This is a genomic window from Streptomyces sp. NPDC101234, from assembly GCF_044767525.1.
Classification (GTDB): domain Bacteria; phylum Actinomycetota; class Actinomycetes; order Streptomycetales; family Streptomycetaceae; genus Streptomyces; species Streptomyces sasae.
Map to the genome: position 1 here is coordinate 222123 of NZ_JBIWOA010000009.1, position 14960 is coordinate 237082.

General features: G+C 69.7%; 9 protein-coding genes and 2 pseudogenes. 3 read left to right on the forward strand and 8 right to left on the reverse strand.

Features of this window, described 5'->3' with window-relative positions; all coding sequences use genetic code 11:
* Nucleotides 1-282 precede the first annotated feature (282 nt).
* The 3 genes and pseudogenes from ACIRR9_RS18810 to ACIRR9_RS18820 all read left to right on the forward strand — a co-directional run.
* Nucleotides 283-1467, forward strand: a complete 1185-nt coding sequence (locus tag ACIRR9_RS18810; protein WP_403752821.1) for an ArgE/DapE family deacylase — start codon at nt 283-285, stop codon at nt 1465-1467.
* Between the two features lie 53 nt (nt 1468-1520).
* Nucleotides 1521-2038, forward strand: a pseudogene (proY, locus tag ACIRR9_RS18815) (proline-specific permease ProY); the annotation flags it as partial.
* A pseudogene (locus tag ACIRR9_RS18820) lies at nt 2023-2115 on the forward strand (RidA family protein); the annotation flags it as partial. The pseudogenes proY and ACIRR9_RS18820, both read left to right, overlap by 16 nt.
* A 182-nt stretch (nt 2116-2297) precedes the next feature.
* Here ACIRR9_RS18820 and ACIRR9_RS18825 read toward each other — a convergent pair.
* From ACIRR9_RS18825 to ACIRR9_RS18860, 8 genes are all read right to left on the reverse strand, one after another.
* The gene (locus ACIRR9_RS18825; RefSeq protein ID WP_403752823.1) at nt 2298-3497 is read right to left on the reverse strand and encodes a serine hydrolase domain-containing protein; all 1200 of its coding nucleotides are present in this window, start codon (nt 3495-3497) and stop codon (nt 2298-2300) included.
* 126 nt (nt 3498-3623) lie between these two features.
* Nucleotides 3624-5189 (reverse strand): carboxylesterase/lipase family protein, encoded by a 1566-nt coding sequence (locus ACIRR9_RS18830; protein WP_403752826.1) that lies wholly within the window; start codon nt 5187-5189, stop codon nt 3624-3626.
* A 114-nt stretch (nt 5190-5303) separates the two neighbouring features.
* On the reverse strand, nt 5304-7811 hold the full coding sequence (locus ACIRR9_RS18835) for a glycoside hydrolase family 3 protein (protein WP_403752829.1): 2508 nt from the start codon (nt 7809-7811) through the stop codon (nt 5304-5306).
* A 71-nt stretch (nt 7812-7882) separates the two neighbouring features.
* Nucleotides 7883-8746: an ATP-binding cassette domain-containing protein gene (locus tag ACIRR9_RS18840; protein ID WP_403752832.1), complete on the reverse strand. Its 864-nt coding sequence runs from the start codon at nt 8744-8746 to the stop codon at nt 7883-7885.
* Nucleotides 8743-10560, reverse strand: coding sequence for an ATP-binding cassette domain-containing protein (locus tag ACIRR9_RS18845; RefSeq protein WP_403752835.1), 1818 nt, complete (start codon nt 10558-10560; stop codon nt 8743-8745). Before ACIRR9_RS18845 ends, ACIRR9_RS18840 begins: the two co-directional genes overlap by 4 nt.
* Nucleotides 10557-11498 (reverse strand): ABC transporter permease, encoded by a 942-nt coding sequence (locus ACIRR9_RS18850; RefSeq protein WP_403752838.1) that lies wholly within the window; start codon nt 11496-11498, stop codon nt 10557-10559. Before ACIRR9_RS18850 ends, ACIRR9_RS18845 begins: the two co-directional genes overlap by 4 nt.
* Nucleotides 11499-11561: 63 nt before the next feature.
* A complete protein-coding gene (locus ACIRR9_RS18855) occupies nt 11562-13079 on the reverse strand; it encodes an ABC transporter substrate-binding protein (RefSeq protein ID WP_403752841.1) in 1518 nt (505 codons plus the stop codon).
* A gap of 946 nt (nt 13080-14025) precedes the next feature.
* A complete protein-coding gene (locus ACIRR9_RS18860; protein ID WP_403752844.1) occupies nt 14026-14943 on the reverse strand; it encodes an enoyl-CoA hydratase/isomerase family protein in 918 nt (305 codons plus the stop codon).
* Nucleotides 14944-14960: the final 17 nt, after the last annotated feature.

Sequence of the window (14960 nt, forward strand, 5' to 3'; positions counted from 1 at the left end):
GTCCGTAGCCAACCCCACCGCGCAGGCCAGGACGGCCGACCAGAACCCCACAGCCGGATCCGGGGAGCGCCCGCAGGCGCTCCCCGGATCCGGCATGCCCCCGTACTCGGCACACGCAGGCAAAATGTTCGGGATTTCCGATGGCTATTGGTCGGAAACCTTCGCTGGACCGATGTGAGCTCGTTGCGGCACGGTGCTCGGCAAGCACCGCTGCCTCCACGCTGGTCCTCCCTCCGCCGGAGGCTCGGCAACCGGAGGCCCACCGAGCCCCGGAAGGTCCCCATGCTCCCCGAGAACCCTTCGCCCACGGTCGCCGCCGATCGCCCGGGCCCGGAAGCAGGCCGCCTGCTGGCCGAGCTGATCCGCATCGACTCCGTCAACCCGGACCTCGTACCAGGAGGGGCCGGCGAGAGGGCCGTCGCCGAGTTCTGCGGCGCGTGGCTGGCTGCGCGCGGCTTCGAGATCCACAGCCTGGAGAAGCGGCCCGGCCGGCCCTCGCTCGTGGCGATCGCGCGCGGCACCGGCGGCGGTCGGTCCCTCATGCTCAACGGCCACCTGGACACCGTCAGCCTCGCCGACTACGACGGCGACCCGCTCGACCCGCAGGTCCGCGACGGCAGGATGCACGGCCGCGGCGCCTTCGACATGAAGGGCGGCATCGCGGCCATGATGGTCGCCGCCGCCCGAGCCACCTCCCACAGAGGCCTGCGCGGTGACGTCATCCTCGCCTGCGTCGCCGACGAGGAGTACGGCAGCTCGGGCACCGAGGAGGTGCTGGAGTCCTTCACGGCCGACGCGGCGATCGTCACCGAGCCGAGCCACCTGGAGGTCACCCTCGCGCACAAGGGTTTCGCCTGGTTCGACGTCGAGATCCAGGGCCGTGCTGCCCACGGTTCCCGGCCCGAACTCGGCGTCGACGCCATCGCCAGAGCCGGCCACTTCCTGGTCGCGCTGGAGACCCTCGGCCGGCGTCTCGCTCAAGGTCCGGCCCACCCGCTGCTGGGTACCGGCACCGTGCACGCCTCCGTCATCCACGGCGGCGAGGAGGCCTCCACCTACCCGGCGCACTGCCGCATCACCCTGGAGCGCCGCACCGTCCCCGGCGAGCACGCCGACACCGTCGAGCGGGAACTGACCGAGCTCCTCGACGGTCTCGCCGAGACGGTCCCCGACTTCCGCTACCGGCTCAGCCGGGGCCTGCACCGTGAACCCTTCGAGGCTTCTCCGCAGGCGGATGTCGTCCGTACGCTCACCCACCACGCCGAGCAGGTCCTTGGCCACCCGCCCGTAGTGCGGGCCGAACCGTTCTGGACCGACTGCGCCCTCCTGGACCGCGCGGGCATCCCCTGTCTGCTCTTCGGCGTCGACGGCGAAGGCGCCCACGCGGCCACCGAGTACGTCGACCTGGCCTCGTTGGACCGCCTCACCGACATCCTCACGGCCACCATCACCGACTTCTGCTCCTGAGCCGTCGGCCGGACCGGGAGCCCGGTCCGGCACGGATCGAAAGGTGCATCACCATGACCACTCAGGTCGACCAGCACCACGGCGGGTCCCCCGCCGCAGACAGAGCGCCCGACGAGGGCTACCAGCGTGTGCTCAGCGCCCGCCAGGTTCAGATGATGGCGATCGGCGGCGCCATCGGCGTCGGCCTCTTCTACGGATCCGGTGCCGGCATCGCCAGGATCGGCCCCAGCCTGATCGCCTGCTACGCCGGGGCGGGGGTCGGGGGGCGTACTGGGCGTTGTGGGTCTCCGCCTGCATGGCGGAAGTGACCGCCGCCGGCCACTACATCGCCTACTGGTGGCCGGCCGTACCCGTCTGGGCCACCGCCGCGACAGCCCTCTTCGTCCTGTTCGTCGCCAAGCTCATCTCCGTCAAGCTCTTCGGAGAGATGGAGTTCTGGTTCTCGGCCATCAAGGTGGTCGCCATCACCGCGATGCTCGTGATCGGCGTCGGCGTGCTCACCTTCGGCTTCTCCGCCGTGGGGGACACCGCCTCCGTCACCCACCTGTGGGCCGACGGCGGGTTCACGCCCGCAGCGCGGTTGGCGTCGCGGTCCTCCCGTTGAACGCCCCTGTCGAGGTGGAGGTACAGGTCGAGATATCCGACTGAGGTGACGGAACCGGCGGGTCGTTGACCGCCGTGGTCAGCGGCTCACCCACCCGGTGGCACACCGCTCCGCCGCTCACCGCCAGAGCCGTCGCCGCCGTCCTCGGCGATCCTGCCGTCTGCCGGGTGTCCTTCGGCGCTCAGGTCCCCGGCGCAGAACATTGCCTGGTTCGAGGAGAAGGGGATCAAGCACGCTGTTCGGCGAGGCACTGGCGCACTGTGCCGGCCAGTGTCAGGCCGCGTTCGTCCGCGCCGCCGGGGGTCGACATCCGGCGTGGCACGTAGCCCCAGCCGAGAGAGTGCCACGGGTCGGCGATACCTATGGCACCTCCGGCACCGTCGTGGCCGAACGACTGGTGGCTGCCGCAGAGCATTCGGGTGGGGTCCGGCTTCTGGAAGACGATGCCGAACCGGGTGGGGAGACAGAGGACCATGTCGAGGCCGACCGAGTGGAGTTGCGAGACTGTGGCCACCGTCTCCGGTGACAGCAGCCGCGGCATGCCGTCGACCTCGCTGATCAGGGAGGCATAGAGCCGGGCGAGGCCTCGGGCGGATCCGACGCCGCCGGCCGACGGCTGTCCTGCGGCGCGGTACCGGCGGACATTCGGCATCAGCTCGGCCAGTGGGTCGTTGACTGCCAGGTTGAAGGCCATACCGGGCAGAGTGTCGCCCGACTGCCGGAGAGGCGAGCCCTGCATGGCCGCCGCCTGCTCGGCGGTGGGCTGTTGCGGGAGCACGTCGCGCACACGGGGTTCCTGGTCCTCCGGTGTCGCGATGAAGACATCGATGTCCCGAGGGACGCCGATCTCCTCACGGTAGAACCGGTCGAGAATCCGGCCGTCGATGCGGCGGACAAGTTCGTCCACGAGCGTCCCGATGGTGAGGCCGTGGTACCCGTGTGCGGCGCCCGGGTGCCAGTGCGGCGTCTGGGCGGCGAGGCGCGCCGCCATGTAGCCGTGGTCCATGAGTTGGTCGTGTGTCACCTGCGGTTCGACGCCGGGGATTCCGGCTCGGTGCGACAGAGCCGTGCGTACGGTGACCGATCCCTTGCCACCCTGGGCGAACTCGGGCCAGTAGTGACTCATCTCCTTGTCCGGATCAAGCAGGCCGCGTTCGATCAGGAGGGCTGCGCACACACCGACCACGCCCTTGGTGGCCGAGAAGATCCCCTGGATGGAGTTCTCCTCGGCATCGGGCCCACTCCAGATGTCGACGACAGTCCTGCCGTCCGCGTAGGCGCAGAACTGCGCCGAGTAGTCGGCGTTCTCGGCGACGAGCTGGGCGAGTTGCCTGCTCACGGCTTCGAAGCCCGGGGCCACGAAGCCCTGGACGGCGTCGGCCGCCGTGGCGGCGTGACCGGACGCACGGGGAGCGTCGGTGCTCACGGAGGTTCCTCTCTGTCGGTGGTCAGGCAGGCAAACGAGAAGGAGGGCCTGGACGTGGGCATCGGCGAGCCGAATGGGAACGGGGGCGCATCCGGTCGGCGGGCAGGACAGATCCCGGACCGGCGCTCACCCCGGCGGTTGCGGTCCTGAGCCTGCCAGTGGGCTGCTCATGTCCACGTCCTCGGGGAGCCGCAGATCCGGCCCGTACGACGTTCCGAAGGAGTGCACGGCTTCGGCCGAGGCCCAGGGCTTCCAGCCGGGGTCACCGGTGTGCGCGAAGGAGGCCCACGCGCGCATCATGTCGCGTGAGAGCCGGTGCCGGTCCAGGCTGCGGCCGGTCAGCGGAATGCGGTCCACCGTACCGAACACGTAGGCCAGGTCGAGGGAGTGGGTCGCGCCCAGCAGGCCGCCCAGCACCTCGGTGGGCTGCCGGAACTCGTAGGCCCACACTCCGTCGGCCTTCGCCGCCGCCAGCCCGGCGATCCTGCGGGCCGGCTCGTGGAACATGAGCCGGCTCATACGCCGCGCGAGCAGCAGGTGCGGCGCCTCGCAGGGGAACTGCGCGGCGAGGTCGGCGTAGGTGACGCCGTCGACGTCCGCCAGCGCGTCGACGCGGGCCGAGGCCGCGTCCGGCCGCATACCGGTCCGGTACGACGGGTCGGCGGCCATCAGGAAGCTCGACTCGTGCGTGGTCCAGCCGATCAGCAACTGCTTGCCCCGCACGCCGTCGGTCGCCTCGTCGCCGAAGGAGTCGCCGGGCAGATCCTCCGGGTCGTGGGAGGGGCCGAATCCCGGTGCCCGGTCCAGCTCCAGCCCACGATCATCGTCACCCCTGGACATCTGTGCCACGTCGCGGAGTACCGCCGTCTGCGCATCCAGGAGGCGGGCGACCGGCGCTGCGCGCAGCTCGTCGACCGTGGAGAGGCCGGCGAGACTCATCGTCCGGGCGCGGAGGGCGCCGGCGTCCGCCGCGCTGTGCGATCGCCCGAACGGTCCGCTCATCATGATCGAACGGGCGAAGAGATCGCGGGCCCGGGGCATGGCGTTCAGCGCCGCGACCTTCCCGCTGCCGCCTGACTGACCGCACACGGTGACCCGCGCCGGGTCGCCTCCGAAGACCGCGACATTGCGCTGAACCCACTCCAGTGCGGCGACGATGTCGAGCAGCCCGGCGTTCGCGGAACCCGGTTCACCCAGCTCCCGCAGGTCGAGGAAGCCGAGGAGCCCAAGCCGGTGGGTGACAGTCACCACGACGAGGTCACCTGCGGCCGCCAGGACATCGCCGTTGAAGGACATCTCGTTACCCGACCCGTAGGAGTAGCCACCCCCGTGGAGCCAGACCAGAACCGGCAGCGAGCCCGTGGGTCGGCCGGACGGCGCCCAGACGTTCAGCCGGAGGCAGTCCTCGTCGACGGCACCCCCTTCCGTGGGGACGCCGGCACGCGGCATGAGAAGGGTCAGCAGTGGCGCGAGACTGCCTGTGGCGTTCAGCCGCAGATCGGTCTGCGGCGCCGAGGGTCCGAAGGTGAGGGCGTCCCGTACCCCGTCCCAGGGCTCCGCCGGCCTGGGCGGGCGGAAGCGGTTGTCCCCGGCCGTGGAGGCACCGTAGGGGACGCCGAGGAAGCTGACGACACCGGCGTTGCCGATGCCGCGCAAGGTTCCCTGCTCGACAGTTGCGTGTACGTAAGGCATGTGCGGCGGCTTCTCACGTGGTGCGGATGACGGATGCCATCGAATGGTCGAGGGCTTTGCGGACAGGCCGCCGGGCTCGGTGGGGGTGGCGGTGAACCGGCTCGGACGTGCCGCTCATCCGGACACCACCAGCGTCGTCCGGAGCGGGAGTTCGACGGCCGAGGTGCCCACCCGGAGGATGAATCCGCCGGCCTCGTAGGCCCAGCCGTCCGCCCAGTGGGCGAGGTAGCGGGTGGGTACGGCGACCTCCACCTCGGCGGTCCCTCGGGCCGGTACGACCACGGGGGAGGAGCCGACCAGCCAGCGCACCGGCCGGTCGACGGCGCTGTCCGGCCGTTCGGCGTACACCTGCACGACCTGCTTGCCCGCGCGTCCGCCCCGGTTGGCCACCCGGACGCGGAGGGTCGCCACCTCACCGGGCGCCGCAGCCGGCGGTGCGGACACCTCGACCGGGTCGACGACCGTGTAGCCGAGGCCGCTGCCGAACCAGTACGCCGGTTGCGTCCCGGCCCTGAGCCAGGCCCGGTAGCCGATATGGATGCCTTCGCCGTATTCGACCACCCCGTTTTCCGGCGTGCAGGAGAGCACGGGGACGTCGGCCTGCTCGGCGGGCCAGGTGGTGGTGAGCCGTCCGCCGGGCTCGACAGTGCCGAGGAGCACGTCGGCAAGGGTGTTGCCGAACTCCTGTCCGCCGAACCAGCCGACGAGCAGTGCGGCGACCCGGTCGCGCCAGGGCATGAGAACCGGGGCACCCGCGTTGACGATCACCACGGTGCGCGGGTTGACGGCGACCACCGCGCGGACCAGGTCGTCCTGTCGACCAGGCAGACACAGCGATGTACGGTCGTGGCCTTCCGACTCGACGAGCGCGTTGGTGCCGACGACGACGACCGCGACATCGGCCTCGGCCGCGGCACTGACGGCCTCGGCGATCAGCGCGTCCCCGTCGACCACAGCGGGCTCACTGCCCAGACGTACCGACATCGCCTGTGTGCCCAGGCCGGTGCGGTCCACGAGGTCGTAGACCAGCCGCAGGTCCAGCGGGACCCCGGCGGTCAGCTTGAACTCGGCCGATGTGGACGGCGCGGAGAGCAGCCCGGAGCCCGGGTCCTCGTCGGCGTCGAGCACGGCCTCGACGAGCAGGTGACCGTCGACGTAGAGCCGGCCGGAACCGGCCAGCGCGAAGCCGAGCCGCACGGTGCCGGACTCGGCCGGGGTGTACCTGGTCGTCAGTTCGAAGGTCCGGCTCTCACCGACCGGCGCCTTGCCGCCCAGGTAGACGAGGTGGCCGCAGAGACGGTCCTCGGTGAACAGTTCCCTGCCGTCCCCTGCGAGGAACCGGGCCCGCAGGCCCGGGCCGCCGGTGACCGGGTTGGTCATCTGGGCCGGCGGCAGCTCCACCACGCCGATGGGGGTGGTTACCCCGGCCGAGTAGGTGACCTCGGCGTCGGGCAGCGCGGCCCGCAGTCCTTCCAGCGGGGAGACGGTGTACTCGGGCATCACGGTCGCGGAACCACCGCCCTGCGTGCGCGCGGCCAGGGCGTTCTCGCCGATCACCGCTACCTTGCGCAGCGTCCCACCGTCCCAGGGCAGCTCACCGCGGTTCTCCAGGAGCACGGTTCCCTCGGCCGCGGCGTGCCGGGCCAGGGCGATACCGTCCTCGACCCAGACCGGTTCGGCCGGAGCGGAGCCGTCGAGCGCACCGACCCGCCGGGCGAGCCGGAGGATGCGCAGCACCTTGCGGTCGACGACCTCCTCCGCGATCTCGCCCCGGCGGACCGCTTCGACCAGTGCGGCGCCCCACGGTCCGGCGGGACCGGGCATGGCCAGGTCCTGCTCGGCCTTCGCCGATTCCAGGCTGCGCACGGCCGTCCAGTCGCTGACGACGACACCGTCGAAGCCCCATTCGTCCTTGAGCGGGGTCCGCAGCAGCGGGTTCTCGGTCGCGGGGATCCCGTTGACCGCGTTGTAGGCGCTCATCAGCAGCCAGGGCCGTGTCTCGGTCACCGCCTTCTCGAAGGCCAGCAGGTACAGCTCGCGCAGCGTGCGCTCGTCGGCCCGGACGTCGACGGTGAAGCGTTCGGTCTCGAAGTCGTTGGCCACATAGTGCTTCGGGGTGGCGCCGACGCCGTTGTCCTGCACACCCGTCACGTAGGCGCTGGCGAGCTCGGTCGTCAGTATGGGGTCCTCGCTGTAGCACTCGAAGTGCCGGCCGCCCAGCGGGGAGCGGTGCAGGTTGATCGTCGGGCCGAGGACAGCGTCGACGCCCTTGCGCCGGGCCTCGACCGCCGCCGCCGCCCCGTAGCGCCGCGCCAGGTCCGGGTCCCACGAGGAGGCGAGGGCGGTGGCCGAGGGCAGGTTGAGCGACTGGTCGCGTTCGTCCCACACCTCACCGCGGACGCCGGACGGTCCGTCCGAGACGAGCATGCGGCGCAGTCCGATCTTCTCCATCGGCCAGGTGGTCCACAGATCGCGGCCGGTGATCAGCTGCACCTTCTCCTCAAGGGTGAGCATGGCCAGCTTTTCGAGCAGCGGAGCGTCGGTGAGGCGGTCGCCCGGGACCGCCGCGGTGCTCGGGGTCAGCTGTCCGTTCTCGGCGGCGGGCGTGACGTGGGAGGGCATGGAGGATCCGTTCTCGGAGAAGGTGCTGGGGCTCGGGCTGCGCCCCGGTGGTCATGCGAGAGCGTCGGTGGTCATGCGAGGGCGTCGGTCGGCTCACTCTGCTGTCGCCCGCTCTTGAGCAGACGCTGCCGCTCGGTTCGACGCCGCTCCTGCAGCACCGGGTCGGGCACCGGCGCGGCGAGGAGAAGTCGCTGGGTGTAGGGGTGCTTGGGCTTACCGGTCACCTCATCGCCGTCGCCCCACTCGACGATCTCGCCGCGGTACATGACCGCCACACGGTGGGAGAGGTGTCGTACGACGGAGAGGTCGTGCGAGACGAACAGGTAGGCCACCCCGGTTGTCTCCTGGATCTCTTGCAGCAGGGCCAGCACCCGGGCCTGGGTGGACAGGTCCAGGGCGGAGACAGGCTCGTCGCACACGATCAGTCGAGGCCCGAGGGCGAGCGACCGGGCGATCGCTATGCGCTGCCGCTGCCCCCCGGAGAACTCGCGCGGCAGCCTGCCGGCGCTGTCCGCCGGCAGATGAACCATGTCGAGCAGTTCGTGAACGCGCCGGGTCGCCTGGACCTTCGGTATCTGTCTGACGGTCAGCGGCTCGACAAGGATCTGCCCGATCGTCATCGCCGGATTGAGCGACGAGTAGGGGTCCTGGAAGACGACCTGGATGTCGTCGGAGACCGCCCGCCGATCCTTGCGGGACAGATGGCTGATGTCACGGCCGAGGTAGTGGACGGCGCCGCCGGTGACCGGGGCGAGGCCCAGGACGGCCCGGCCGAGGGTGGTCTTGCCGGAGCCGGACTCGCCGACCAGTCCGACGCATTCGCCGGGTCGGATGTCGAGCGTGACGCCGTGCAGAGCGCGAAAGGGCTTCTTGCCGAAGCCCCGACCCGGGTATTCGACCACCAGGTTCTCGACGTCGAGCAGTCGATCGGTCATGACGGCGCTCCCTGTGTGGCGGACGGAGCGGCCAGCGGTCCACGGGGCCGGCTGTCCTCGAGGATCGCGTCGAACAACGCGCGGGTGTACTCGTGGCGGGGATCGGCGAAGACCTGCCGCATGGGGCCCGTCTCGACGATCCGCCCGTCACGCATGACCGACACACGGTCGCAGAGGTCGGCGACGACACCGAAGTTGTGGGTGACCAGCAGCAGAGCCATGGCGAACTCCTTCTGCAGATCGCGCAGTAGGTCGAGGACCTCCGCCTGCACGGTCACGTCGAGAGCGGTGGTGGGCTCGTCGGCGATGAGCAGATCGGGACGGCACGAGACGGCACCGGCGATGAGGATGCGTTGGGCCATGCCACCCGATATCTCGTGGGGGTATGCCTCCCAGGTGCGCCGAGGGTCGGGAATCCCCACCCGCGTGAGCAGCGCCAGTCCAGTCTCCTTCGCTGCGGCCCGGTTCATGCCCTTGATGACCCGCAGCGGCTCGGCCAGTTGGTGGCCGACGGTGAAGGAGGGGTCGAGACTGCTCATCGGCTCCTGCGGGATGTAGGCGATCTTGAGGCCGCGCAGCCGGTTCATCTCCTTCTCGGACAGGTGCGCCAGATCGCTGCCCTCGAACGCGATGGTCCCGCCGGTGATCCGTCCTCCCGGAGGGAGCAGCCGCATGATCGAGAACGCGGTCTGGGTCTTGCCGGAGCCGGACTCGCCGATCAGCCCGTGCACCTCGCCTCGCCGGATGCTCAGGGAAACGCCTTGCACTACGGGTTTCACCGAGCCGTCGCGCCTGTCGTAGCCGATGGAGAGGGCATCGAGCTCCAGGAGCGCCGGGCCCATGCCTGTGCCCGCTTCGTCGTGCACGATGGCCGGTACGGTCGTGACCGTGACAGCCGGTGAGGCACGGCGCGTACGGCGCCTGACCGGCTCGCCACCGGTGTGGGTGAGCGCGTCGCGCAGTGCGTTGGCGAGCAGGGCCAGCGCGATGCAGGTCAGGCCGAGCGCCATGCTGGGCCACAGCAGCTGCATCGGGGCGGTGTAGATGCCGGCGAACGCGTCCTGCAGCATGCCGCCCCAGGTGGCTTGACTCGGGTCCCCCAGGCCAAGGAAGTCGAGGCCCGCCTGAACAGCGATGGCGACGCCGGCGACGCCGGCGGCCAGGATGATCGCCGGCGCGCGTACCGCGGTGAAGATGTGCCTGGCGATGATCCTGCCGTCGGACAGCCCCGCGACACGTGCGGCGTCGACGTACAGCTCCTGCCGCACCGCGGAGACGCTGGCGTGGACCACCCGGTAGAAGGTCGGGAACAGCAGCACACCGAAGATCGTCATCGCGGTGAGGACCGAGGGGCCGAGCACGGATCGCGCCGCCAACAGGACGACGATTCCGGGCAGTGCCATCAGCATGCTCGCCACCCAGGACGCGACGCTCTCCAGCCACTTGCCGTAGTAGCCGGAGATCAGGCCGATCGTGATTCCGACCGCCGCGGCGACAAGGACGGCTACCAGCGCGCCGGTCAGGGTGGGCCGGGACGCGTAGAGCAGGCGTGAGAAGACGTCGTGCCCGGAACTGTCGGCGCCCAGCCAGTGGTCGCCGCTCGGCTTGGCGAGGATGTCGTTCGCCGAGGCGGTGTTCGGATCGTGCGTGGCCAGCAGCGGTGCGAGGACTGCCGAGATTGCCAGGAGGATCAGGAAGGCCAGCGACACGGTCCCGGTCGGGTTGCGCAGCAGCCGGTGGAACGACGAGACGCGCGCGGGGCCTTCCGGCAGCGGGACCGTTGCGAGGTCTTGCGGGGGATGCTGTGTGGTCATGCGCGGCGCACCTTCGGATTCAGCCAACCCAGCAGCAGGTCGACCAGGAGGTTGAGGACGACGACGATGGCGCCGACCACGATCACCAGCCCCATGACAACCGGCACATCGCCTTGGCTGGTGGCGCTGACGGCGGCCTGGCCCAGGCCGGCGACCGCGAAGATCTGCTCCACGATCACCGCACCGCCGATCAGCGAGACGAACTGGAGCCCCAGGACGGACAGCGCCGGACCAGCGGCGTTGCGCAGCACGTGCAGGTACAGCACGCGCGATTCAGGCAGTCCGTGGCTGCGCAGGACGCGGACCCAGTCCTGGCGCTGGGCGTCGAGGAGGGAACCACGGATCTGCTGGGCGACGCCCGACACGCTGCCGATCGACAGTGCGATCACCGGGAGGACGATCGACGAGAGCCACCCACTGGGGGAGTCCGTGAAGCGCGTGTAACCCGTGGGAGCGACCAGGCCGAGTTTGATGGCGAAAACCAGCACGAGTGCGACCGCCACCAGGAAGCTCGGGACCGCGAAGCCCAGCATGGACACGAACTGCACGAGCCGGTCGACCCAGCCGTCGCGACGGGCCGCGAGCACCCCGAGGAGCACCGAGACGACCGCGGTGACCAGCGTGGCTCCGACGACCAGCGAGAGGGTGACCGGCAGCCGGTCGCCGATCACCTGGGTGACCGGAAGATTGTCGAACCACGACGCGCCGAAGTCACCGCGCAGGGCGTGGGAGACCCAGCGGCCGAACTGGGCCGGAATCGGTCGGTCGAGGCCGAGCTCGTGCTGCTTGGCCCGGATGCCGACCGTGGTGGCCTGCGGCCCGAGGATGCGCCGGGCGATGTTTCCGCCGGCGGCGTAGAGAAGGAAGAAGGTGACGACGGAGGTGGCCACTGTCAGGACGACACCTGAGGCCAGCCGCCGGAGCACGAACCGGAGCATCGAGGTCCTTGTGAGACGGGAGGTGTGGGCCGCTACGACGGGGAGCGGCCCACCCGCGACGGATCAGGCCTTTGGCTTGTAGCTGTAGAGGTAGGGGACGACGTTGTCGCTCTGCTGGGTGACCTCGATGTTCTTGCTGACGGCGTACATCGTGTCCACCCGGTAGAACGGGGCGAACCAGGCCTGGTCGACGACGTGGTGGTTCAGTTGCCTGGCGGCCGCGAGTGCCTCGGTCTCGCTGCCGCTGCGCATGGTCTCCAGCAGCTGGTCGACCTTCGGATCCTGGGTGTGGAAGGGGTTGAACGCCGCGCTCGGCGCGATCTCCACGTTGGCGGTCTGCCAGGCGGTGGGGTCCTGGTTCAGCGACATCTTGCTCGCGGCGAACTTCGGCGCCAGCAGATCGGCGATGAGGTTGTTCACCGGCTCGGCCGCATAGTCGACCTTGATGCCGACCGCGCCGAGGTACTCCTTGATCAGGTCGAACTGCGAGGAGCCGCTGACACCCTGGATGAGCGGCATCGGCAGGGTGAAGCCCTTGGGATAGCCGGCCGCGGCGAGCAACTGCTTGGCCTTGGCCGGGTTGTAGGCGTACTGGTCGTCGAGTTCCGCGATGTAGGCCGGGTCGTTCTTGGCGAAGACCTGACCGGTGACTGTCCCGTATCCGTGAACGGTCTTCAGGATGGCGGCGCGGTCGATGGCGTAGTTGATCGCCTGGCGTACCTGCACCTTGCCCAGGGCGGGGTTCAGCTTGCCGTCCCGGTCGAGTAGGAGCAGGCCGGTCCAGTCGTGTTGCTTCACCTGCACGCCGTACCCGGCTGCCTTGACCTGCTTGAGGTGGTCGGGATCGATCTGGGCGCCGTCGATCTGCTTCCCCTGCAGGGCGTTCACCGCGGCCTGGGTCGTGTAGACGCCGATGACGACCTTGGTGAACCGTTGCTCGTCCTTCGCCCAGTAGTCGGGGTTCTTGGTGAAGACGTACTTCGAGCCGGCGACGGTGGCGCCACTGTCCAGGATGTAGGGGCCGGAGCCGACCGGGTTGGTCTTCTCGTCGGAGGCGCCGAAGTGCTTCGGGCTCTCCATCAGGCCCGCGTTCTGGGCGAGATAGTGCAGCAGCGCAGGCTCGGGCACCGTCAGGGTGATCCGCAGGGTTGTGGAGTCCACGGCGGTCGCTGTCTTGATGGCGGCCAGGTTCGACTTGTTCGCCGACGCGTCCTTCAGGCGCAGCACGTTCTTGGCGGCGGCCGTGGCGTCGAACTTCGTGCCGTCGGTGAACGTCACATCGTTGCGGAGCTTCATGGTCAGTACGGTCTTGCTGGAGTCGTACGACCAGCTGGTGGCCAGCCAGGGCTCGATCTTGGCGTCCGGCGACTCACGCAGCAGGGTGTCGTAGGCGGCCTGCAAGTAGGGTGACTCGTTGCCCCAGTTGGCGGCGTTGGCGGCGAACGTCGAGGGAGCGAGCAGCGCTCCCAGAGTCAGTGTGCCGCTCTGGTCGCTGCCGGTCTGCGCGCCGCCGCATGCTGCCAGTGCCAGTGTCATCGCGGCGGCGGCCGCGGCCCCGGAAAGCCTCTTCGTGCTGAGCAATGGTGCGTCCTCTCGGCGTGTCCTGGGGGACGGGAACGTGTCCGGGCACCCCGCGCATCGGGGCGAGGTGACGCATAACGTAGACCGAAATCCGACCAACCGCTAGGTCGGTGTTCGGTTTTTTCGCCCAGGGTCTTCGGGAGCCGCGTCGATCAAGCGAAAGTCGCGTGCGAGAACGCCGAAAAGCCGCACGGGCCTGCGCCGAAATCGTGCTACGGCGGCGCGGAATTCCGGCCTTGGCGGTCGGAGGTACCCGGCAGCTGGGTTTACGGAAAGGTCCACTGCGCGCCGTGACAGCTGCCGACAACCCGCTCCCGACAGGGTGCGCTGCACGGTATTGGCGCCTGGTGGGCCTGGTGGTGCACGGTGCGGTATTGGGTGTGTTCGTCACCTCCGCAGGGCTGTGGCGACGAGGTGTGTCGATGGTCCGTCTATCTCTGGTTCAAATTCCCAGATTTCCTGAGCGGTGCCTCTACGGGTTTGGTCAGCTCTTTATGTTGTTCAGTGGCGGAATTCCTTCACATGGGGCCCCATCGAGGTGAGCCGGAGATGTGTCGGAGACCGTGTGGCGCAGATCTGCCGGCAGGTTCGCCGGAGGGGGTCGTCGTCCGTGTCCTGGTCTGGCCTGCGGCCTCCGCGGCTCGGTCCGGGCGGCAGGGGGGCGGCGGACGTGAAGGTGTATTGGTTCACACGCCCTCCAGCGGGGGCCGAGTCGGCTCACGAACTCGACCTCCGGCGGCTCCGGAAGACCCGGGACTTTCAGGCGGGTGGCTGCGGTGCCCGCGCCATGCATTCTATCTAACGAACGATATACAGCATTGCTCGCCGTAGAACAAGGGAAATCACGTGACCGCTGTCGTTGGGCGTGGGCTTCGGTGTCCGGATGTTCGTGCTGATCGGAGACTCAGGCGTCAATGAGACCGTCGGTGCGCGCCGTGATCGGGGCTCACTCCCCGGTGCCGGCAGAGTGGGGCCAATGGCGCCTTCGTGCTGCTGTGTGTCGGTGAAGCCGGTGATCACTGGCTTCAGCACGCCGTCCAGCGCGGCTCGCGCTTCTCCACGAAGGCTCGGGGACCCTCCGAGGCGTCCACACTGGCGCTGATTCGCTGCCACTCGGAGTCGTTGGCGGACCAAGCGTTGGCTTCCCAGTCGGATCCGAGGCCGGGAGAGGCGTGGACGAGGCGCTTGACAGCACCAAGGGCCAGGGGCGCGCCGGCAGCGACCGCTGCGGCCAGTTCCAGGGCGGTCTCCACGGACTGCCGACGGGTGCCACCCTGTTGACCAGACCCCGGCGTTCCGCGGTGGCCGCTGTGATCGGCTCGCCGGTGAGGAGCATCTCCAGCGCTGTGCTGCGGGGGATGACACGCGGCAGCCGTATGGCGCCGCCGGCACCCGGGATGAGGCCCCGGCGTACCTCCGGAAGCCCGATCGTCGCGTTCTCGTCGGCGACGGCGAGATCGCAGGCGAGGACGATTTCGGCGCCGCCGCCAAAGGCCGGACCGTTGAGCGCCGCGATCAGCGGCTTGTCCACCCAGTGATTGACCACACCGCCGAATCCCCATTCCTCGTGACCGGGCGCTATGACGGGCAGGCCTGCGGCGGCGGCCTTGAGATCCATTCCGGCGCAGAACGCGCGGCCCGCTCCGGTCAGTACGGCCACCCGAAGGTCCGGGTCGGCGGCGAACTCCTCCAGCGCGGCCCCTGCAGCCGCGGACAGCTCCGCGTTGACCGCGTTCAGGGCTCTGGGACGGTTGAACGTGATCAGCGCGGTATGACCGTGCCGCTCCAGTACGGCTGCGGGGGCGTCGGCGGCGGGTTGCGTCGTGGTCATCGTGCCTTCCGAAGGAGGAACGAGGCCCGTCATGGGCAGGCGAGAGGGGC